Raw genomic sequence first — 23,475 nt, 5'->3', positions numbered from 1 at the left:
ACGGTCCCACTCATAGTTGAAGAATAAATCCTAAACTTGTGATCCTTAAACCTAATCATGCTAAATAAAACCCTTATCACCTGTTTACTTTTCCTATTTACCTCTGTCGCCCTTACTGCGCAACAGACTAAGAAGAAACCGAAGCTAAAAGAGCTGCCATTGATGTTTCTGGATGGCAGAGCCTTATCTCCCGGAGAAATCCAAACAATTGACCCTGAAGAAATAGCTTCATTAACTGTCCTCAAAGAAGAATATGCGTTGAAGCACTACGGCAGAATTGGCGTAGTCCTGATCAATAGCAAACGGGCCACGCGGGAGGAGTATCAAAAATATTTCTCATCAAGGAGCCCGGAGTACCAAAAGCTTTTGGCAGAAACACAAGGATCTGATGAAACCTTCACTTACATTCTAGATGAAGAGATTTTGAAAAAAAACTACGAAACAGATCTTGCATCCATTGCTGACAGTACCTTTAAGAGTATCAAAGTCGTCGACTCGCTGACACTTGCCAACACCTACAAAGTCACCAACAAATCAGCCGGTATAGTGATCACCACCACAAAGGGACCTAAACCGCAATCGTCAACAAGCATAAAATATAAATTTGAGCCCCAACTGCTCATACTCTCCCCTGGTAATACAGCTTTTGATCCTCAAGCTGCAAAGGACATCGAAGCCCAGAATAAGGAACTGAGAGCCAGCGCTGCATCCCTGCCGGAAGGCTTGAAAGAGGAAGCGGAAAATATACAACTGATGAGGCGGAGCGCCACCAGTTTTATCAGCAAGCTCGATTTTTTCAAACAAGTCACAATGATCTCCCAGGATTATCTTGCTTACCGCTTCTTCGAAAGATTCCCACAAACGCTGATCTTGGTCAAAGACCAAAAAATCGATGCAAACATCACTTTGGCTCAATTCGCTGACGCAGAAAAAATGCCTTATCTACTCCTGTTCCCTTCCGTCAATATAACCAAGGGAAAGACGGGATACATCGCCCGAATAAAAGCGCAACTATATGAACGAGAGAGCAACTCCCTTTTAATTGACAAGGAATACCAAGGTGATGATCAAAATCCTGGATTCGAATTCATGTGTAAGGAAGGGTCATTGAACTGCACGTTGAACAACGCCCTGTCAACCCTGTTGAGAGAGGTCATTCAAGCTATCGCTATGAACAATGCGACGTTGAAAGCAGAAAAACTACTACGAAGAGAGCGCAGCACCTTCATCAGAGAAAATATATACCCAGAAAGCTTCGATGTTTCCCTACTGAGGAAAGCTGTCCCACTTACAGACAAGTCAATCAATCTGGAAAATGTATATCAGTGTCTCAATAGCCCAAAAGCCGACAAGTTTGTAGCATTCTTCACTAAAATAGCATCAGAAAAAACCTTTAAAGATGTCGCTGACGGCAAAAAGGACCGTAATGTAAATATCATTTCCAAAGAGAACATTCCCGATAAGGCATTATTCAATGAAATACCTAATACATACGCTTACATCGTAAAGGGTGTAAAATCCAACGGCCGATGGTTCTATAAAAAGGATAAAGTAACCTACTTTGAGCCCGAAGATAACCAGCAAGGCAAGCTCGAATACCTGTACAACTTACAAAAATGGGGCTATTTCAAGAAAGAATCGACCGAACCGGACACCGGCTTTTGGCACGGGCAGCTGTTTGAAAGAGTACCGGATCTTCGTAAAGATCCCAAATGGGAAAATTATAGAGAGATGTGGCGCACAGAGGAGAAGGAAAACAGGGATTATATCGGGATGTACGAGATTGTCGCTTCAGTATTGCGGTCAGAAAAGGAAGAACAAGAAAAAGCGTGGCAAGACAGTGTTCAAAATCACATATTCGCTCCGTTTTATCAACAACAGATAAGATCCGGTGTTAACGGCATCAAAGCCCACTCTCCTGTTTTAACCTCATCGTTATTAATTTACAGTAAAAACAAAAAATACATCCTGAACCCTGAAGAAGTCAAAGATGCCAATGGGAGCACTTATGTTCGTTACTTCCTATTCGAATCAGCCACCGGAAAGATCTATGAATGGACCTATTTCTCTCCTTACCAAAAGAAAAAAGGTAATGTCGAGAACGGTATCATGGACAATCTGAATAAGATCACCCAATGGAATTATAGCTATGATACACTGGATGACGATAGTTTCTGGAGCAACTGTGTTTTATTAAAAGAGAATGGGATGTATAAGTATTTAAGAGAGGTTAACTAAAGTCCATGGTAGATTCAGGACTTTTAGTTAACCTACCTTAATATCATTCATCGCGGCCCATTGCTGAATATCCTGTTTACTCAGCGCAGCTGCCATCAAGTCAGGGAAAAGATCAGGCGTACACGCAAAAACAGGAACCCCGATCGAAGCAAAAAAGTCAGCATTGCTGTGGTCGTGATAAGAAGAACCATCATCATTGAGCGCAAGAAGAACGATCAGCTGAATGCCGTTATCCACCAGCTGAGCAGCTTTCTTCCGCATCTCCTGTTGATTGCCACCTTCGTACAGGTCCGTGATCAGGACCATTACCGTATCCAGAGGCCGTGAAATGATCTGAGAACAATATCGTAATGCTTTGTTGATGTCCGTTCCCCCACCCAGTTGCACACCAAACAGCAATTCAACCGGGTCCTGCAGCTCCTCCGTAAGATCGGCAACCTCCGTGTCGAATACCACCATTCTGGTCCTCACAGCCGGGATCGAAGCCATGACCGCTCCAAAGATCCCCGAATACACAACAGAAGATCCCATGGAGCCACTCTGATCGATGCACAGCACAATATCTTTAAGCGACCTTCTCCGCCGGCCAAACCCGATACGGGTCTCTGGGATCACCGTCTTATACTCCGCCTGGTAATGCTTCAGATTCCGGCGAATAGTCTCCGACCAGTTAATCTCATTATGCCTCGGGCGACGGTTGCGTACAGCCCGGTTCAGACTTCCGCTGATAGCCTGTTCCATCGGCGCCGCTAACTTCTGCATCAGCTCATCTACCACCCTTCTCACCACCATCCGGGCTGTTGCTCTTGTCTTTTCCGGGATAGCGCTGCCCAGCGTCATCAGGTTGGCAACAAGATGTACATCAGGAACCACATTCTCCAGCATCTCCGGCTCGGTCAGCATCGACTTTAGGTTCAGACGTTTCAAGGCGTCCTGTTGCATCACCTTGACGACAGTGTTCGGGAAATACTCCCGGATGTCGCCCAGCCAGCGTGATACGTTAGGCGAAGATGGTCCGAGACCGCCCTTGCGATCCGTATTGTAAAGAGCCTCCAAGGTATTATCAATCCCTTTCTCCAAGGTGCTCAAGTCAACAGGAAGCTCGTCCCTGGTCTCCGCACCAAGGATCAGTCGCCAGCGTTTCTCCAATTCGTTCTGCGTACTCATAGTCCCAGTATTTTCTCCAAAATAGGCAGTACTCGTTCCGCCCTTCCTTTATTGATCGCGTAATTCTGAACAGCAGCTGTGCCAGTTGCCGACCCACCGTGTTTAATCTTCTGAGCCAGTCTGCTCTTTTCAGCCGAATGATAGGCCGCAAAAGTGCGGCGCAGCAGCGGAACCAGCTCCATGAAGGTATCAGCATCCAGTCCCGCCACCCATTCATTGATGATGTTCCAAATACCATCATCCAGGATCAGGATGGTGGCCGCGTCCTTCAGGAAACCCTCGATCCATTGCGCCGAATACGAGGGCTCATTTCCACGGGATAATGCTCTGCTGAGTTCAGCAGCAGTCTGGTCAGAATCCAAAGCCTTCACATCGTAGAGGATCTTGCAGCAGGAGCCATAGATAAGCGGAGCCACCTGCTTCATGGAGATCGTGCGCTGCAAAGCCTCCAGCCAGGAAGAACGGAAGTCCTCGTCATCCAGGAACACGATCGACTGATGAACCGACTTGATCCGCTCCGCAAGTTGCGAAGCAGCTTCTTCATCTATACCCGAGCAACTAACCGGCAGCCCCGCAGTCATCCGGTAAAAAACAGAGCTCAGAATCACAGAAACAGTCTCCCGGTCCGTCTGCCGTACATTGCCGTACCTACTTACCTGCACAAGAGGCATAAACGCATCCATCAGCATAGACGTGTCGCTTGTAGCAGCCGCCAGTTCATCCATACGGCGCATCACCGCCTCAATCCCCTCGTGAAGATCAGCCGGAAGCGCCTTATCAGCAAGCTCCGTAATTTCAGGAAGCTGCTTACAGGCAGCAGCCTTATGCCTCAGGTAATGAATACACGCGGTCTCCACGGTATTACCCCATGGAGCCTTCTCCAGAAGCTGTATCGTCAGCTCCGGATACCACCTCAGTCGCCATTCCTCTTTGAAGGTCCCCTTACCACTTGTTTGCTGTTGCTTTGCCCAGGGAATATCCAGAACCCGTAGCCGATGAAAAAGAACACTCTTCTGAAGACCCGATGGCTCCCGCAGATCAACACTCACCAGCTTTTCGTCATTGCTCAGCTTCAGGCGCAGAGACTTCACAGTTTGTTCCAGGTCCCGCTGAACAGGCACCTGCGGAGCCGTATTGGGCACCTCCCCCTGATCTTTCCCCACGATCAGCTCCCTTCTTACTAACTGCATGGGGACAGCATCACCCATACACATGACCGTCTGCGTAGCCTCATTAAGCTCCTTCAATCCGGCCCGTGATAGTCCACGCATACCCGCCAGAGTGCTTGCCAGGCGCACAGCTTCAATAATATGCGCAGAAGAAATATCAATCTTATGATCCCGGAACACCCTTGCCGCATGAGCCAGCCACCGGGTACCATCATCATCCGGATTTTCCCAGATATGTTTATAGTAACCCGGTGAATCGACACCCGCGCCATAACCACTTTCAAAGCTCAGACGGTCGCTGGTCCACGGAATCCAGGTCGTCTCCACCTTCGCTTTTGGAAGGCCTTTCAACAACAGATCATCCTCTTTCTGTTTCGGCATAGCACGAAGAGCGGGAACATGCCAGGCCCCACATACTACAACTATCTCGGTATACATCTCCCGTTCCGCCCTCCGGATGCCGCGGCGCATAAAAGCCTCCCGGATCTGTTCCCTCAGATCCGGGTTCTGCGGCAGGCCCTCGCGGAGTGAAGACATAGCCTCTTCCACGGCAGTAAAAACCTCCAGCGGATGCCTGCTCAGTTCAAACTGATGTTCCCACCATTCCTCCTCATCATCAAAGCCAGCAATATCAGCCAGATAAGAAAGCGGGTTCTTACGAATCCCCGTTTGTCCCACTTCCCTGGCCACAGGCTTCTCAGCCAGATGATGAACGAGCGGCATATCAATAAAGCGAACCGGACGCTTGTTCTCCAGGCCATAACGTATAGCCTGCCATTCCGGAGAAAAACCAGTAAAAGGATAGAACACCGCCCGCTGCGGATTATCAGGAACATAGGCCAGCAAGGCAACCGGCGGCTTCATCTCCTCGTGGAGAACCCATTGCAGCATCTCCTCCCCTTCAGGCGGACCTTCGATCAGAATAATATCCGGCTTAATCGCGTTCAGTGCTTCGAGAACGTGGCGAGCAGAACCCGGACCGTGGTGGCGAATACCTAAAAGATGTACAGGCATAACAGAAAATTAGATAATATCCCGGCAGGCACGATAAATATCCTTCCAGCCATCCCGTTGCTTCAGTACGGTCTCCATATACTCCTGCATCACGATCTTATCCTGCACCGGATCCTTCACGATCGCTCCGATCACCCCACTCGCTATATCATCAGCCTTTACAGAGCCGTCCCCGAAATGATAAGCCAGAGCCAGGCCGCTGTTCATCACCGAGATCGCCTCCGCAGTACTCAACGTTCCCGTAGGCGACTTCAGCTTCGTCTTTCCATCCGTGGATACACCGTTCCGCAATTCCCGGAACATCGTCACGATCCTGCGGATCTCTTCTGATATGGATTTCTGAACCGGAAGATCGATCGCCTTGCTGAAACTGGCTACACGCTGTTCCACAATCTCAACCTCCTCTTCCACACTTGCAGGCACCGGAAGAATCACCGTATTGAAACGCCGCTTCAAGGCGCTCGACAAGTCATTAACCCCTTTGTCCCGGTTATTCGCTGTCGCGATGACGTTAAATCCCCTTACAGCCTGCACCTGCTGATTAAGTTCCGGAACCGGAAGCATCTTTTCAGAGAGGATGGTGATCAGCGAATCCTGAACATCCGAACCGATCCGCGTCAATTCCTCAATGCGAACGATCTTGCCCCCCTTCATGGCCCGCATCACCGGCGTTTCCACGATGGCTTCAGCAACAGGACCAGCCGATAACAGCATGGCGTAATTCCAGCCATAGCGTACAGACTCCTCACTGATCCCCGCAGTACCCTGGATCACCAGACTCGAGTCGCCAGTGATGGCAGCGGCCAGGTGCTCCGATACCCACGACTTGGCCGTACCCGGCAAGCCATAAAGCAGCAAAGCGCGATCCGTGGTTAGGGTCGCCACCGCGATTTCCATCAGTCTGCGGTTACCAATGTACTTCGGACTCACCTCAAAACCGTTGTCCAGCTTTGCTCCCATCAGGTACTGCACAACCGCCTGCGGAGATAGCAGCCAATTGGTTGGCCTGCTATGCTTGTCCTGCTTCTTCAGTTCTTCAATTTCGAGCGCAAACTGCTGCTCTGCTGATTGTCTTAAAATATTCTGTGTCACGGTTATGGAAGTTTAAAAGTCTAAAGATGCCCTCAGTTCCAAATATCTAAGCATCATATGCGCCTGGTTCTTAAAATATCGCTTCTGATAGTCCTCATCAGAAGCATCGTTCATATACAATTCAAGTAGTTTACCCGCAGAAGCAGGCAGTGAAAGTCCGATCCGCTGGTAAACAGGCTGCGTGATCTGGTAGGGATTTACCGCAAGCCGTTTGATGATCCGCTCTGCCAGAGGCAAAGACAAGATCCTGTACTCATCATCAAGAAGCATATCCAATGTACCCATAAAATACTGCTCCAGGTACTTGCTGATATATATCCCCTTCTTCTCCTCGTCCAGCAATCTCAGCAATCCCGCATCATATCCGTTTTCCATCTTCAGCAAGCTTTCCGCCAGCACCGCATCCTCAAAGCGGATTGCCGCGTTTATCAGATAAGGCCTGAACACTCCAGCCGATGGATGTTCCAGCAAAAGCTTCAGAAACTCTTCCTTATCCATTTTCTTATCCTGTGCAAGAACCGCAGGATCGACATACGCGAATAACTGCGCCAATTGGAAGATGGTATCGTCCACACCCTTCTCCGAACTTACCTTCTCTATACCCAGCTTGAAAAAGTCTTCCGGCATACCTTCAGCAGTATCCAGGTGCAAGACCTCTTTCTTCAGCAACAAAAGATGACGCTCCTCTTTCACGGAGATCGCACGCAGCAGGAACTCCCTGAAGCTTCCATTGATCTGAGATCCGCTGAGTACCCGAAGTAAGCTCAAAGCAGAATCCCTTACTTTCTTACTCTTGTCGCCAAGCGACTTCATCAAAAATCCCTCATCCTCCAACGAAAGACCAATTTCCATAAGATCAACAAAGTCGGCCCTGTTCGCAGCATTCTCCTGATCAAATCCGGCGACCAGCAGATCAAGAGCAGCAGCCGGTTCCCCTTGTCGCAGCGCAGCAAAATACAGCTTCCGCTCCTGGTGACTTCCAGTCTCCCAGTCGACAACCTGCGTTTCCTTTTCGCTGATCTTTCCCCATTCCGGATTCAGGCCGCAAAGCCATTGCCCAAGCACACCACATACCTGCAGGATCCATTCTGCTTTTCCTTTCTGCTCCAACGCCTTATTCAGCAACAAGGGGACCACAGAAGCAGAGGCCACCTTCTCAACTTTTACGGCTTGCGTTAACAGATAGCCCAGCAAGACCTCATCTTTCCCAATCAGCGCATCCCTCAGATGTTGATCGATCAAAGGCGATAACGAAGACTTGATCTCCGGAGGACATTCCTCTATAGACGATGTACCGTCTGCGGGCTCCAGACCACTAGCCTGGTAAAGAAAAGCCGCTCCCGCATACTTCAAAAAGCCATCCTCCCTGTCTTCCTGATGTAAGGCCACCCGTTCCGCCAGATCCTTGAGATCACAGGAAGGTTGGAATGGTACATTGGCAGTACCCAACAGAGCTGTTTTTATGATTTCCTCCTGCATCATCAGCGTAATGAATAGTATAGATCATCCTGCCAAAGCGCCAGGAGTTTAAAAGCTTCATTCTCGTATAGACCGAACCCGCTGAAGGACTTTCCCCGACTGATGGACAAGATCATCCAGCATTCATCAGCCGGATTATCCAGCGCAAGTATCCTGCTGTCACCATCAATAGCGAACCACCGATCTTTCTCCAGGTAAACGCGTATATCCGAGAAGATAAACGGCAAAGCATCAGCAAAGGGATTGACGGCGAGCTGCTGACTGAAAGCATCCGAAAGCTGTTCAATACCCTGAGAAATCGAGGGAGCTGAAAACGTATTCTTCGTCTCCACAGGTTCCTTCAGCAGTCCCCTCATTGGAACCTGAGAGGGATAATAGACCAGTTCCCCGCTGATCGTTCCGCCCTGAACATAACTATGCTGCCGAACCTGAGCACCGGCATAAAAATTCAGGATCAATCCGTACTTCCCACAGCCCGTGCCATATAGCCATACTTGCTCGGTCGTCAGGTTGCCTTCCTCTTCCTGTACAATAGCCAGGACCAGCCATTCGTCTTGGATTCCTGAACCCTCGAGGACTTCCTCCTTTGGTATATTCCACCCGATGAGAGTCCGGATATCTGTCTGCAGATCCGGTGAAAGAGCATCAAGCTGTGTATAAGCCTCAGTAAGAAGATAGATCTTACTTAACTGCCTGATTAAAGCATTCTGCCAGCCATCTTTATAAAAATTGATCTGATTGATCTTGCGCAGCTGATTCGCAAGGCCGCCAGCCTGCGAGTCGACCATCCTGGCAATAATATTCTGATTAAACTGATAAGGATCCTGAGGAACATTCATGATGCCCGTCCGAACCGCGTCCTTGATCCACAACCGTAATTCTGCAATCCCTCCCTCAACTTTCTTTTCTCTCGCTTCCGTTCTCTTTAGCTGAGCACGCTCATTCGGCAGGCTCTCCGCTTTTACCGGCTTACTTTCTGCCGTCGCTGCCCGTTTCCCGATCCACTCCGATACATGCGGAGGAAGCGATAACTCTACTGAAAAGACCGAAGGATTATCCGCATACAGGAAAAGCAAACCTAAACTGTGTTTGCAAGGAAACTTCCGGCTGGGGCAAGAACATTTGAAAGCCAAATTAGTCAGGTCAATGATGGTCCGGTATGGAGTTTTACCACTTCCCTGACAGTCGCCCCAGAGTGCCTGAGAATGCACGCAACGGACCAGCCATTTGGAATTTATTGCCAGTGCCCTCCCCGCTTTAGCTGATGCATCATCAGGAGCTAATTTCAATATTTGTTCCGCAGTAAAGTTCATGGCTAAAAGGCGGAATGGCTAATGTTTGTTGGAATAGTATCTGGGATGGTAAAGGTCAGGTGCAGAGTACTAGGCATAGTCGGATTGTTCAAGTAGTCCAAACATAAGAATTCTGAAGAATTTAGAGAATGTGTCCGAACAAAATTAAAACTAAGCTACAGCGGCTAATACGCACGAATACTATTTACAGTCGAGGTGGAGGTAAAGTGTAGCAAATTGAACACCTTACTTTCTATCGATCATCCTCTTATCATATAGGGCACTATATTTAGCAAACTTTTCTAGAATACTTCTAAAATCAGCATCGCCGGGCCGAAGAGCATCTTGCACCATAACAGCATCGATTGGTGAGCAATCACGTAACGCGGTATTCTCTGAAGATCCAGTGCCTTACTTAGTAACTGGATGTCATTCTTTTTTAAAATGTAACTTTTATGGAACATCTTCAGTCCATCTTTCTCTCCAGCATCGAGCTAGGCAGCTTGTTCAAAGGCAATCGAAATGAAAACAAACGAGATATCCTTTGCGTACTTTTATTGACTACGACTTCGCTTTACGGCAACAACCTAACAACCAGCGACTCATGAACCAGGTTACTATAAACTCTCAAGCTATTTCAAGAGTTTTCCGCCATCACGTGAAATCGATAACTATGATTTTGTAAGTATTACTAACAGTTTAGAACTCAACAGACCGACATTGAAACTTATAAAGAGGAACTTGAATATACTAAAAATTGATCCAGCTAAAAAGTGTAAAAATCTTTTTATCAAATGGATTATAAGCCGCTTGTTAACGTCTTTTGAGAAAAGCTTGAACAACCATCTTTATCAATAAATATCCACCGTACCCCAAAGTGATCAGTAGGCCTACCCCATAAAGCGTAGACAACGTTTGAAAACTTGTCAATGCCGTCAAGCCTATGCAAAATCCTGCTACTCCTGTAATGTACAGACTTTTTTTCCAACCGAACCAATAGGTTAAATAACAGTATGCACCAAGAGTTCCAATTGTTGGCATTACGTACAGTGCCGGAGAATTTTTTAGCTCTTCAGGAAAGTTGGGGATATATAGTAATTTATACAATATGATTATTATAGCAATGTTAAAAGCTATTTTAAATAAAAATCCAGAAAATTTTACAGATGATCTATAATCTTCCTCATCCTCGTAGTAACTCATCTTAATCTATTAAAATTTTACCCCCTTAAAAGCTTCCTCACCCCATAATATTAGGATATTAGTCCCCATATCAGAGGGGACAAATTTGAGTTTTGAAAGCTTGCCGTACCACTCCTCACCTCCACAATCCGAGTTTGAAAAATCATCGGGACGTTAGCCTTACGATAATTGTCCATTATCTCCTTTTGGATCTATGTAAAAGCATTTCTTTCTCTTGATCCTTATTTTAAAGATACATAAATATTAAAATACTTATATAAACCCAATTGTGCAATAGGCATGTGCACTCCTAGTTTGTACTCATCCAGATTTTGAAAGAGTTAATCCATAAAGTCACGTTTTTTGCCCTAGACTGAAAGTTTGAGTCTGGTTTTATGAGCGATAGCCTGGTCTCGGGTGGCAAGTTCCGAATTTTAACGTCATGGACGACTGCTCTCGTGAAGTGTTAACCATTGAGATCGGCTCGTCTATATCTTCCCGACGAGTTACCCGCGCACTGGAACAGATTATAGACTGGCGTGGCAAGCCTCTTTCCGTACGTTGATAACGGGGGGCCCAAGTGTGCCAGTCATCATTTTGAACTTTGGTGTAAAGATCATGGTATCAGTATCAAGTATACACAACCGGGCAAGCCCACTCAGAACTGCTGCGTGCGTTACCCCATAATATTTCTTGCGATGTGGTGCCAGCCAATTCGGTCAAACGATGCCAATCCTTTCAATTCTAAGTGCTAACAAACAATTACTGGCGTTTTTGTAGTCAACTAAGCCCAGCGAGTACAGGATCATCAACGCACAAGCGGTATTTTTCCCAGCAACAGAAGGATCGCGCTCGGCGACAGCCCAGCTATACAGCACATCTTTCATATTGCCTACAAGGAATAGATCATACGCAAAATATTCAAAACCGAACGTCCTTTTTCTGCCGCGTCGCTGGAAGCTTGAGCACTAAGACCGGGGCTAAACTGAACGCTTACTATTTGAACGTTATAAGAAAAACCTATGCCTACCATATAGTCAAATTTCTGATTTCACTATTTCTCTCAATCTTCTATCTATTCTCGCCCAGTCCTCAGCGAGGTTAATCGTCCTAATCTGAAGTGAATGACCTAAGAAATGATAATTCAAGTTCAACTCCTGATTAGTTTGGGGATAAAGAAGTATCCCTGTCACGGATTTTGTGATATTTTCATCCGATTGTTGGTTAACTAAATAGCTTGTCATCTGATAAAGGTTGTCTGAATTTAAAGTCTCCTTATCATAATATGTCCGGAGCGTCCTATTGTAATACTTCGTATCTATAATAATCTTACGATGCCTGTTTTTTAAAGTTATGTCAGTCCTCATATTCGGCACATACCCCATATCGAGAATGTTATCCGAGCACAACTTCCACGAAATATGCTCTGCAGTGACTTTAAACTCTGATTGCTCCCGCTTATAGAAGTTTCGGACAAATTGCTCGAAAAGCCGATTCATCTTCCTCTCGTCCCTTTCAAAACTCATAAACTTATACAAACCTGGTGTCTCAGAAGGAATACTATTGTCGACAATCAACTGGCAAACCCGCAGAGGAAAATCATAGTGCCGATTATTTCTATGAATCTGTATCTTATCAAATAACTTGGGGCGCAGTGCTACAGAACTCACATTCATGAAATGAGGAATCAAATTTCTAAGCTGCAGCTTTAGCACGGCCGCAACTCCTGTCGTACGGAGCAACAACTCCATTGACGACAAGAGAATTTGATTATGTAGAGTATCAGAAGAGAATTCATCAAAGCTACATATAGCTCTTTGACGGGCAAACAAGTTCTGTTTTATAGATCCACTGAAGTCCAGTTTCCCCTTTATTGTTGCCAGATCGTCCGTTACATCCACATAGTCCCTGTCCAATCCTTTCTTTAATATGCTAGAAACACCTGTAATCAGAATCTTAGCTAAGAGGTCTTGAATGGAAGTAAATTCATCTTTTCCTACAAGTACAACATCTTTTTTGTCAAGCCTGTCCCAAGCGTAGCATAAGAGGTAATAGATATTTTGAATGGGAATACTCATAGAGCAAACTGAAGAGACTTAGCCAACTTGTCGACCTGTTCTGGTTGATCAAACCAAATTTCCTCAAGAAGGGGCTCTAACTCGTACCGACAAACATCCGCCCACCAGTCAGCCGCGGGATGATCATTCTTATATGAACAGAAATAGCTGTGCCCGATCATAAATCCTTTACCCAGGTTTGGATCATTCTTTATTTCGTTGTTTATTCTAGTTATAGACGCACATAGATGACTCGTCAGCTCTTTAGATACACCTCTTTGTTCCAAGAACGATTTGAAGGTGCCGTCGAATACGGGTGTTAGCTCAACGAAAGCAAACCTCCTCCTCAAAGCATAGTCAACGATCGCCAGCGACCGGTCTGCAGTGTTCATTGTACCAATCAGATATAAGTTATCCGGCACCGAAAATCTTTCATGCTCATCTTCGGCATAAGTAAGCTTCAAAGCTACTCCCCGCTTTTCAGCCTCAATTAACATTAGGAGCTCTCCAAATATTTTGCTAAGATTACCACGGTTTATCTCATCAATTACAAAGAAATAATCACGCTCTGGGTGCGCTTCAGCAAGTCTGCAGAACTCAAAGAAGACCCCGTTCTTGATCTTAAAGTCACCTTTACTTCCAGGCCTTATCCCTTGTATAAAGTCCTCGTAACTATATGACTGGTGAAATTGAACCATCTCAATTTGGTTTTCGTCTTTTGCACCCATCATTTCATAAGCTATTTTTTTCGCTATGAACGTCTTTCCTACCCCGGGAGGCCCCTGAAGTATGACATTTTTCTTTCGTCTTAGAAGCTTGATAATTCCGCTAAACTGTTCCTCTGGAATAAAGGGCTTGTCTGGGTCATCAGCAAAGGAATAACTCTCCGACGATAGAAGCTTCCTTTCTTGTTGCTGAATATTCTTAGAATCAATGATGTCTCTGACGATATCAAACTCCGTCTCTGTGAGTTTGAACAGACTTCCCTGGTTGTTGATGAAAACTTCGCAATTCTGGAGAGAAGGAACTGAGATAAGTTCTGACCAGTTGACCGGAAAGTCAAGCTTTTCGAAAAGCTCAACCTCAATAACTTCACCTTCTTCTCGGTGATGAATCCCCTGCGATATCTGAAAAATACCTTTAATCTGCTTGCTAGGAGAACTTTCATACCCAATCACCAAATCACCCGGTTGTGCCGCTTCGAAGTACTTGTATATTCTGCGCTTGTTCTTTTTCGCATTATAGGTCGTATACACCTGCCTGTCTCCTTCTTGGATATCGTTTAGACTCCAGATTGTAGGATTGGCATTTAACCACCAGAATGCTTGTGGTTCCGGTCGGGAATACTCCGGAGCGTCTTCTTCCATCTCTAGAATTTCCTCATTTTGCATAATTTCAGGAGTAGAGGATACCGATTCAGCAAGAAGATTGTGTTGACGAAAAACTTTCTCCAACTGCGGAAACTGCAGAAGATATTCATTCAATATGAACCGAGATACTTTCGTAGGTGCGAACGTGTCGGGACGGAACAAGGTCTTGTACCCTTTAATCTTATCGGGTACGTACAGGTAAACATAATCCGTTATCCAATTAACTCTTCGAACATGGGCAAAATTAGATGAGTTCTCGTCATAAATATAGTCACCCTCGATAATCCCGATTCCTATACATGTATTGGTCCCCTTGTTAGCAAAGACAACATCCCCTTTTTGCGCGGTCTTAAAGAGCCAAAGGTTCCAGGTTTGGTTACTCAAATCTACTTCCTTCAACCCTGCACCAACATTTAATTCTTTATGCGTTCTATATTGCCGCAAGTCTCCCGTATCAAGCCCGGAGAAGTCTAAAGCAGCGATCCCTGCACTATGCAGCTGCTCCCACTTACTTGCTTGAGCACCGGGAGAAAACTTAAAAAAATTGCGGAGGTTCCTATTCAGACCAACAATATGAGCTTTTTGTCCGCCCAAGACAGTCAGTGCTTCATTGAAGCCGCTTACAGGCACAAGCTCCAAACTTTCCGCATCTTTCACCTCACGTCCCGGTGTCATACCTGCTTCAACCTGCCCATTAAAGCCCAAGAAGAACTGATATGCTTCCATATGGGAGTTTTTTTGAGCTGGATAAAGGGCCAACCAAGCCATGGTGCTCCCGAAATTTGACGGACCACAAAAGTCTACCCAGTGAAAAGTATAATCGTTTATATCAAGTTGATCGATAAATGCTTCAGACAATTCTTCTAAGCACCGCCTTGTCCTTTCTTTAGTTTCCCCTCTGAATAAAAAGACGTGAAATATAGCCCAAAGCTTCTGCCAGTTCGCGAAAATGTCTCTAGAGCCGACGACATAATCCTCCATTTCTTTTATCATATGGTCGGGCAGAAAATGAAAATACTTCTTGTCTTTCTGACGGACACGCTCCTTAATCTCGTCAACAAGTTGGACTGTCAGAGTCTCGCCAGATATTACCTCTCTGGCTATGGTGGCGCGAAGTATATTCACCGGCTGAAAATGAGCATCTGGACCAACATACTCCTGGAAGATCTGTCCGTGCACGTCTACAGAGACCTTGTGTACAGCACTTAACAAGTCAGAACTATTTTGGGAGAGGGAAGTAAAATGTGTAGATAGATTTTTCAGGTATTCAAATTGATGATCCATTCGTTACAGATTTATTAGCGATGCTGTCTTACAGCAATAAATAGTAGTAGAAATAACGCGAAAATTTGTTTCTTGTCCAAGAGGACAATCAACGCCCAGGTTAAATTTTTCCCAGCAACAAAGGAATGGGGACTAGAAACGCAACCTAGTGTCCAGCACATTCTTTACATTGCATATAAAGATTGATGCTTCGTAAGGAGGCTGTTCGAGATAAGTCCAAATTTTTTGTTCACCTATTAGGCTTGACTACTCGTTCAAGAACCTTAGGTAGTTTCTCAAAAGCGATTCAATTTGAACTTTGGCAACTGGGTTCGCCGAATAAACATAGAATCGTAATTCTCTTAAATCTAGACCACTTTCAAATACTAGCCATTTTGCACAAGCATAGCCATCTGGCAACAATTCACCATTTTCATCTTCTCCGAGATCATTGTCAAAGCTGATAAACGATGGAAGCCCGTTTTTTTGTATGCAATCTACAAAGGCGTCATAGGACCTAACTAACAAAAACCTAGTACTCTGACCTGGATATATCATATCAACTGCTCGTAAATCATCCAAAAATAGGGAATATTCCATTCAACTTACTTCCTGATACCTTACACCAAACAACTAACAATATTGTCGTTAGAACCTTCTACTTAGATATACTTTGTGAGATTAATGCAAGCATTTCATCACCATGATTCTTGATCTCCTTACTTGTCCACTCTTGGTATTCAAACATCAGAACCTGTTTGAGGCTTTCAACAGAGGAGCTTTTCTCAAACTGCAACTTCTTAGCAGCATAATTAAAATCGCTATATTTCGAGTTACTACCATTACTGATCAAACAGAGATTTCCAAAATAATTCAAGATCATTCTTTTGTCCTGAAAGTAAGGTTCATCGAGTGTATTTAAGTCTTCAACATGCCTCTGAGGATGCATGTGCTCTACTGAGTTATTTTGTGTGAATCGAAATCTAGAAAACATAGCCTTTGCCTTCTCAGAAAGCTTTAATGCGTCAGAATTCTTCCAAATCAAGTAGTCTAAGTAATTGAAAACAAAGCGTGGCATAGCTACACCAGAGAACTTATCAAAATTCTCAATCATTCGTAACCTGTGTTCAGCCATGTTTAAAGTTTCGGAATGCAATTCCCTTGCCGTTAAATTTTGTCCCTTTTCTCCAAAGAGAACTAGAAGATTTTGAAGCCAATCTTTATAATTATTACCAGGAAAAGTAACATGAAACATGGATTGGAGCATAATGATGTCTTGATAGTCTGGGGACTCATCTATATCGGCCAAGTTGCCGGTGCCAAAGGTGTTTACAAATCCCAAATCGCCTTTAGAATATGAAACCGGCTTAGATAGATTCCAACTCCAATCATCATTGCCTTCTTCTCGCTTGATTATATACCGGTCAAATAAAAGACGATAATAAAGGAGCGCATTGATAAATTTAACCGGATCAGGAAGATTATCAGGATAACCGAACTCAGTCAATAGCTTTTTGTCGTCTAAAGATTTGCCCTTTACGTTTCCAGAAGTTGTTGCCTCTCCAAAATCAAGCTTCAAAACTTGCAGTAAGAAATTTGGAAAGTCAATGATCGATTTAAATCGCGCTCTAATCTCGGCTCCTCCAAGGTTCTCCTTTTTCAAATTTCGTGAGTCTAACGTCAGTATTTTCTCTAATGAAAAATCGCTTACATTCACGTCTTCACTTTCTGTTGAACTAAAATCATCAATTTTCAAAAATGCTTTAGGCACTTTTGAAAAATCATCACCACAGATATTCTTTCGAAGAGTCGGTTCAAGGCATGATATCACATGCCGGTCCATTTCGGAGCATGCATCCCAGATAGCCGCATATGTTTTTCTTAGCCTGGGATCTACCGGACCAAGTTTGAAAAGCAATTTAGCTTTCAATACCTCATGTTTCTCTAACTGTTCTCCGCGATTATTCATTATCTCGAAGTAATGGTTAATATCCGTGTGAGGTGGCACGTTGATGCGGATAATCTTCACATTATTATAGAAGTAATCTGCGAACCTGGAAATTGCCGTAGTTTCTGCATCCTTTGACAAATCATTTAAGAACTCTTCCACATACTTAACCGCTGCATAGAAATTCTTAACCTCTTGGTTGTCTCCATTATAGTTTCTAGCTATATTATAATCGTTATAGAGCTGGGTAAGGTATTTCCTCACATCTCCTCTTGCGTCGAAATCAATCACAGGCTGTAATGCTAATGCCGAAAAAATGCTTTTCAGTGGTAGCCTGTCTTTAAGAACGGCATCTATCACTGTAATTGTACTAAATCGCTGCTGTCCATCAATGATTTCCAACTTACCTTCGGATTTTTGATCCAGCACCAACGTTCCTATGTAGTAGTCTGAGGAGTTGTCCTCCTCGGATTTGTTCCATATATCATCTAAAAACTGTCGAACCTCCTGCCTCTTCCACGCATAATTTCTTTGGTACAACGGAACAATGTAGTGTCCACTATTAAGTAAATTTTTGATATTAACTGACTCAGGCCTAGAGCTTATTTCAAACATATTAATCCTTTAAAAATATCTTTCAATTCGGAATCTCCCAACTTTATCTCGTCTACATTTATGCTGACGTTAAAGCTCTTAATCTGCTTCGGATAATAACTTAACTCCACTTTCTTGAACAAGTTATCTTCGGAAACATGCTTATCAATAGAACCATAAAAGACCCGCATTTTAGTTAGCCGTAAGCGATAGGCCCACTTGTAAAAGACGAATACCACCTCCTGCAAATCTTCCTTACCATATTTATCATCATAAAAGAGCAACAATGCTTTAAATAGCTCGCTGACGTATCTGTCGCCAATTCGATGATGGCCATTATACTTGCAGTACTCCTGGTAAAAAGTCTTTATGAGATTATCATCTTCGAATAATCTTGTGTACTTTTCATTATAATGTTCGATCATTTCGAAGAACATCCTGCCGTTAACAATCGGCTGGGTCAACCTAAAAGGGAAATTCGTCTCGACGCCCATAATCTTGTATAAAGAATTGCCACCCATATTATTAAGAAGGACATCATTCATCAAAATAGACTTCATATAAGGATAATTCACAGCATCGTTGATGCTAATTCCCTTAAACTCTGCAATGTCTGCTTTACCGAACTCTCCGGCATTACCTCCTCTTGCCCATTTTCTAATTCTGAAGATGTACTTACCTAAGTTGTTCAGCATTCCTTTATTGACAGCCTCTTCCCAGCTCTTAACGCACTTCTTTTTTTCTTCTTCCACTTCCTCCGCCATTTCCCTCAGGTGAAAGGCCTTAAGTAGATCATATGGCTCCAATGCTTTACCTCGTGCATTCTGCGAATCAAACAGCTGAAAAGCTTCAGATAGATCGTCCAGTATTATTTCGACCAGCTCGCATTTTTGAAGAATAAACCTCTCAAATTCTTTATGATCCGAACCGTTGATCCTCTTAAACCATTCTTTAATCGCTTTATAGTTCTGCGCAATGTTTACTTGCGAGTCCGAATGAGGAAATGAGCTCGATAACAGTGGGAGTCCGCAATTTGATCTAACCTCTTTCGAATCCATGTCCCTTGTTTGAGAATACAGGTAGTGTAAAATCAAGTTGAGAGTCACCATTCGCTGTTGTCCGTCCACTATATCGTATGACCCCGGATGTCGGTGTAAAATAATAGTACCAATGCGATAGGAGCCAGCATTTTTCAAGTTGCGCTGGATGTCTTCTAAGAGCTGCAGTACGTGCTCAGACCGCCAACGATATGGCCGCTGATAATCTGGAATACTCAGTTTTTTGGCGAATATAGATTTAATAAATGCATAATTCAGGTGCACCTTGTCTGCAACAACATCAGTAGATGACGTTGGCAGCTCAAGTTGAGAGTTAGTATCAAACATAGTAATGAGTAAATAATCAATATATATTACGGCGGCCAAATTCTATAAAGGCTGCAACACTTTGGTTCAGATTAACGTCTCTGCGCACGCACGAGGCTTACGCATCTATCTACCCTATCCGAAGCATTGTTCCCAAACTGATCGCAGGGTTCACCTTCCTTTTACAAAGCCGGCGCGTGCTTCCCCTTGTTACTTCCATTTGGATGCCGAGAGCAGCTTAAGCCTGTTAACGAAGAAATAGACGATGAAGAACTTCCACAATATTTACAACTGTACTTCGCCTTCTCTGAGCCTTCGTATAATTTGTGTTTTCCTTTATTACTTCCCAAAGGATGACGAGAGCAACTAATGCCGGTCAAGGAACTTATAGACGAAGCCTTGCTCCCGCAATATTCGCAGAAAAATTTTGACATAAGATTTAGGTTATTAGGTTTGATAAATTTACTAGATCAAATATAAATTAAAAGTTGTAATATGAGCGGGTCAAGAGAAATAAACCAGAGGCCGTATCCTGGCCGAATGCCCATGTTACAGCTTTGGCAATTATTTGTAAAACAGCGCAGCTTTCTCATAGTTGGCAAGTACTTCTTTTCTTAACTTTTCCGGCGCAATAACACGTACCCTGCATCCATAAGACAAAACCTCCATTACCAGATCATGAGTAACATACACGTGCAGACTTATCCTAAGCTGCTCATTACTGTCGACCAATATTCGTTGACTCCTATGCAGCGGAAAGCTCTTAATGTATTTTCCCTGATCGGCATCGAATGACAATACAACATTTTCCGCCTCGCCCTCGATAGGATTAATAATGCCAAAGCACTCCTCGAAGAGCTCCGCAACGTTAAACTTATTTCGATTAACAAATTTCTTCTTCGTTATCTCCAGGTCAGCTATACGATCAAGGCCGAAGGTCTTGGTCCAACCATCATTTTCATCCTTGGCAATCAGATACCAACGCCCTTTAAACTCCTTCAACGCATACGGTAAAACCTTCCGAATACTCACTGTACCGGTCCAGTATTTCAAATAGCTAAAAATAATAAGCTGCGTATTTTTTATAGCATGAAGCAAACCATGGAAATTCTCTGTCCCCTGCGGCTTCCTGCTTTCAAAATAAACATATTCAGAAAGCCCACTCGCTACGTTCAAAGCATTAAGCGTATCAAAAGCTTCCAGCATCCTACTGTTTAAGTCAGGAGATTCTTCCAGGTTGATCTGGTAAACCCTCCTTGACGAGTCATAGCTAATCTCAATCTTGTACAGACTCCAGATATCGTTAAGGTCTCTTTTAAAGGTACGATCAGAAACATCAAAATTATACCCCTGGATCTCAGACTCACGTTGCAGATATTCCCTGATCTCTTTGAGAGTAGCCGGCGATTTACGCACCCGGTTTATGATAAGATTATAACGCGATAAAGCTTCAATTTTCGACATTTTCGTAATGTTTGATTCAAAAGTATAAAAGGACTGAGACAATCTATGTCATACCTTATAGCCATTCAAGGATTTCTGCTCTTTAAAGTTAATTTCAACAGCCCGATACATGTAGCATAACTGGGAGACTTCAATTTGTTGGTCACGCCTTTCCCTAAGTTATCGTTTGGAGCAAGGTAAAGATCAGGATGACCTACACAACACCTGCTACCGGTTACCCTCCTGACGAGCTCCTCTATACCAGGAAAAAGTGCAATACCAGCTCCGGCGAGCACGATACCCAAGCCAGGCTCGGAATCGTCTAATGAAGCCAATATTCTTCCGTAAGCAAGTGAGATGAGCTCTTCCATGCGTGCTTCAACTACACCTCCCAATTCTTTAGTACGAATAGCTATCCGTCGTCGTCCGTTAAATTGATCGACATAGATAACCGCGTCATCAGTTACTTCAGCCGCATGGAACCGACTATAATTTAATTTTAACAATTCAGATTTTTCAAAAGTCAGCCCTGTAAACTGCTGTATATCCCTGGTGATTGTGCTTCCTCCCAACGGTATTGTCTCTGCATGTATCAGCACCCCATCTTTAAACACCGCCAGATGTGTGGTCGAAGCACCTATGTCAATAACGGCAATACTCCCCTCCTTTTCTTCATCCAACAGAACCGCTTCCGCAGACGCAAGTATATTGGGGTAAATTGCTTTCAGTGACAAGTCAGCCTGGCCGATGCATCTGTCCACAACTTTGAGGATCTGAACATTACCAGCAACCGAACGAAAATAGCCTTCAATACGCTTTCCTGTCATACCAACGGGATCAACGATACGAGGAATATCATCAATGGTATAATGCTCAGGTTGAATCAAAATCACCTCCTCTCCCGGAGGAGATATCATCATGTACATTAGTTCTTGTAACCTTTCGATATCCCTTTCCACGATCTCCTGCCTGGTATCATCCTTAATCAATATCTCGGTTAGACTTTTAATAAATAACGGTCCCGAATAGTTGGAGCAAACATCTGCCAAATTTTGAAGGCCACTCATCTCCATTGCATCAGCAACTGAAGAACGAATGGCCCGGGCAATCTTCATTACGTTATAACTTAATCCTCTCTGCGCGTCTTTTAATCTTTGCTCTCCGACGCCCAAAATTTCCACCTGTCCTTTCATGTTCAAAGAACCGATAACTGTGACGATCTTGCTCGAGCTAATTTCGACACACATAGTGGCCTGGTATTCCCCGTCACCAAAGTCACAACCGTTAACAACATGGATACTTCCAGGAGGTCTGTTCGAGGTCCTGCCCCTTGTCGTCAGAGATCCAGTGTAAGATTCAGAACTCATTTCATCAGAAAAAACCTGTCTCACCAGGAAGTTCTTCAAGACCTTAACCATATTGCGGTTCCACATGCAGCCCTAAGTTTATTTATGAGTAAAGCTAGTATGTAGGAAAGCCAAACTATGTCTGATATAAAAGAGCTCTAACGCCAAGGCAGATGCAGACTTTCAAACACGTACTATCCCTGTTTTCTCTTCGGTCGTGCAATCCTTCAACTGCTTAAATGAAATTGTGTCTTTCACCTTGCATTTACCAAAACATGAATTGCATAATTCCTTATGACGAGAGCTACATACGACTTAGCAGCCTCATATTTGAAAGCGTATAAACGTTCCAGCTTTTCGTATCCATTTTTGAGATATTCAATTTCCCTTCTTCTAAAACGCATAGTTAGTTCTATTTAAATTATTTAGTAGCATTAGTCATCTGTTAGTTGAGCAGGTGGGTAACTTTCACGACGGCAAAGAAAGGCTACACATCCGCAGACTCACTGCGTACCGTAAAATTATTTAGTTTTTTACTTTTCCTGCTTCATCTTATTCAATGGCAACAGTCAATCGAATCATCAAATTACTCCTGGTCATTCAAGAAACTAATTCTGAGCGTATCTCTCATCCTACCCTCGAACAGGTCTTGTAGTACGTAGAAGAAGACTGTTAAGATCAGAGGTATTCAAAGCGGTCTTTCCGAAAGGGGCTTTCCGAAGTATCCGCCCCCGACTACTGCATCTTAATACTTTAAGTTCAATGAACTTTGTCCAAAAGACAGAGTAATGATCAAAGAACACGCGTGAAAGGACGACAACGAGTACATAATAGTAAAAGTACTATCCAGTTTCGCTATTGGTCACCCTCCTTTCCTGAACGACACCCGCTGCCGGGACTTTAAATCCCCCGAGTCTTCAACAGGATCCGGTTCCTTCTTCTTCACCGTTGATTCTGCCCCTATCCTCCGCTCCAGATTACGCAACATCTGATTACCCTCATAGCACATCGTATAAAAAGAGGCCCCTCGTTGCAGCTGCGCCCCGCTGAGTTCCATATTCACCGGCCCTGCGGGGTACTCTCCAGGTTCTTCTGCCGCATAGGCCGCGATCAGCGCACAGGGGCTAAAGTTCTTGCTGTTCAGCAGCACGTAGCCTTCCTCCATCCGTGTTTCGCTGTATGCCAGGAGTGAGACACTGAGCATCAGGAGCTGATCGGCTTCAGGCTGAGCCTCAAACCTGATCTCCTGCGCTTCCCCTTGCGCGTATTTTTGCACTTCCAGGTCTCTCACTTCCAGAAATTCGTAGTATTCCTGACGAAAATTAAAGCCGATCAGGCTAAAACGGATCCGGTACTTGCTAGCTGATTTTCTGATGCCCGGGGGTACCCGGATGTCCGTCTTGGAATCAAACGCTCCCATAAACACACGGATCTTCCCTTGTTCATCACGCTCTACC

15 protein-coding genes and 1 pseudogene are annotated in these 23,475 nt (G+C 44.3%); 2 read left to right on the top strand and 14 right to left on the bottom strand.

All coding sequences use genetic code 11. The features are described from left to right. Window positions 1-57 precede the first annotated feature (57 nt). Window positions 58-2,238: a hypothetical protein gene (locus tag ACO1NU_RS02950; protein WP_448816964.1), complete on the top strand. Its 2,181-nt coding sequence runs from the start codon at window positions 58-60 to the stop codon at window positions 2,236-2,238. A gap of 27 nt (window positions 2,239-2,265) precedes the next feature. Here the strand turns inward: ACO1NU_RS02950 and ACO1NU_RS02945 are convergent, their stop codons facing one another. The 6 genes from ACO1NU_RS02945 to ACO1NU_RS02920 form a co-directional block, all read right to left on the bottom strand. Beyond that, window positions 2,266-3,405, bottom strand: a complete 1,140-nt coding sequence (locus tag ACO1NU_RS02945; protein ID WP_448816963.1) for a vWA domain-containing protein — start codon at window positions 3,403-3,405, stop codon at window positions 2,266-2,268. Further along, a complete protein-coding gene (locus tag ACO1NU_RS02940; RefSeq protein ID WP_448816962.1) occupies window positions 3,402-5,588 on the bottom strand; it encodes a DUF5682 family protein in 2,187 nt (728 codons plus the stop codon). The genes ACO1NU_RS02945 and ACO1NU_RS02940 overlap by 4 nt, the downstream gene beginning before the upstream one ends. Window positions 5,589-5,597: 9 nt before the next feature. Next, entirely contained in the window at window positions 5,598-6,680 is a 1,083-nt protein-coding gene (locus ACO1NU_RS02935) for an ATP-binding protein (RefSeq protein ID WP_448816961.1), read from the bottom strand. Window positions 6,681-6,692: 12 nt separating this feature from the next. Further along, complete coding sequence (locus ACO1NU_RS02930) at window positions 6,693-8,162, bottom strand: DUF5691 domain-containing protein (RefSeq protein ID WP_448816960.1); 1,470 nt, start codon at window positions 8,160-8,162, stop codon at window positions 6,693-6,695. Then, the gene (locus tag ACO1NU_RS02925) at window positions 8,162-9,472 is read right to left on the bottom strand and encodes an SWIM zinc finger family protein (RefSeq protein WP_448816959.1); all 1,311 of its coding nucleotides are present in this window, start codon (window positions 9,470-9,472) and stop codon (window positions 8,162-8,164) included. Before ACO1NU_RS02925 ends, ACO1NU_RS02930 begins: the two co-directional genes overlap by 1 nt. A gap of 792 nt (window positions 9,473-10,264) precedes the next feature. Beyond that, window positions 10,265-10,654 (bottom strand): hypothetical protein, encoded by a 390-nt coding sequence (locus ACO1NU_RS02920; RefSeq protein WP_448816958.1) that lies wholly within the window; start codon window positions 10,652-10,654, stop codon window positions 10,265-10,267. 421 nt (window positions 10,655-11,075) lie between these two features. Here ACO1NU_RS02920 and ACO1NU_RS02915 point away from each other — a divergent pair, with 421 nt between their 5' ends. Then, on the top strand, window positions 11,076-11,198 hold the full coding sequence (locus tag ACO1NU_RS02915; protein WP_448816957.1) for a hypothetical protein: 123 nt from the start codon (window positions 11,076-11,078) through the stop codon (window positions 11,196-11,198). A gap of 472 nt (window positions 11,199-11,670) precedes the next feature. Here ACO1NU_RS02915 and mcrC read toward each other — a convergent pair whose 3' ends face one another. The 8 genes and pseudogenes from mcrC to ACO1NU_RS02875 all read right to left on the bottom strand — a co-directional run. Continuing rightward, complete coding sequence (mcrC, locus tag ACO1NU_RS02910; RefSeq protein WP_448816956.1) at window positions 11,671-12,711, bottom strand: 5-methylcytosine-specific restriction endonuclease system specificity protein McrC; 1,041 nt, start codon at window positions 12,709-12,711, stop codon at window positions 11,671-11,673. Then, window positions 12,708-15,344, bottom strand: a complete 2,637-nt coding sequence (locus ACO1NU_RS02905; protein WP_448816955.1) for an AAA family ATPase — start codon at window positions 15,342-15,344, stop codon at window positions 12,708-12,710. Before ACO1NU_RS02905 ends, mcrC begins: the two co-directional genes overlap by 4 nt. 246 nt (window positions 15,345-15,590) lie before the next feature. Next, window positions 15,591-15,923 carry a cyclic-phosphate processing receiver domain-containing protein gene (locus ACO1NU_RS02900; RefSeq protein WP_448816954.1) on the bottom strand — a complete coding sequence of 111 codons (333 nt, stop codon included), beginning with the start codon at window positions 15,921-15,923 and terminating at the stop codon, window positions 15,591-15,593. A gap of 58 nt (window positions 15,924-15,981) precedes the next feature. Next, the gene (locus ACO1NU_RS02895; protein WP_448816953.1) at window positions 15,982-17,886 is read right to left on the bottom strand and encodes a DUF262 domain-containing protein; all 1,905 of its coding nucleotides are present in this window, start codon (window positions 17,884-17,886) and stop codon (window positions 15,982-15,984) included. Then, window positions 17,874-19,250: a DUF262 domain-containing protein gene (locus tag ACO1NU_RS02890; RefSeq protein WP_448816952.1), complete on the bottom strand. Its 1,377-nt coding sequence runs from the start codon at window positions 19,248-19,250 to the stop codon at window positions 17,874-17,876. The genes ACO1NU_RS02895 and ACO1NU_RS02890 overlap by 13 nt, the downstream gene beginning before the upstream one ends. A 543-nt stretch (window positions 19,251-19,793) precedes the next feature. Beyond that, window positions 19,794-20,693, bottom strand: coding sequence for a helix-turn-helix transcriptional regulator (locus ACO1NU_RS02885; protein ID WP_448816951.1), 900 nt, complete (start codon window positions 20,691-20,693; stop codon window positions 19,794-19,796). Between the two features lie 65 nt (window positions 20,694-20,758). Next, on the bottom strand, window positions 20,759-22,105 hold the full coding sequence (ftsA, locus tag ACO1NU_RS02880; protein WP_448816950.1) for a cell division protein FtsA: 1,347 nt from the start codon (window positions 22,103-22,105) through the stop codon (window positions 20,759-20,761). Between the two features lie 775 nt (window positions 22,106-22,880). After that, window positions 22,881-23,475: pseudogene (locus ACO1NU_RS02875) on the bottom strand (hypothetical protein); the annotation flags it as partial.

It is taken from the genome of Arcticibacter sp. (genome assembly GCF_053551015.1).
This window is presented reverse-complemented; position numbering and strand designations above follow the sequence as displayed.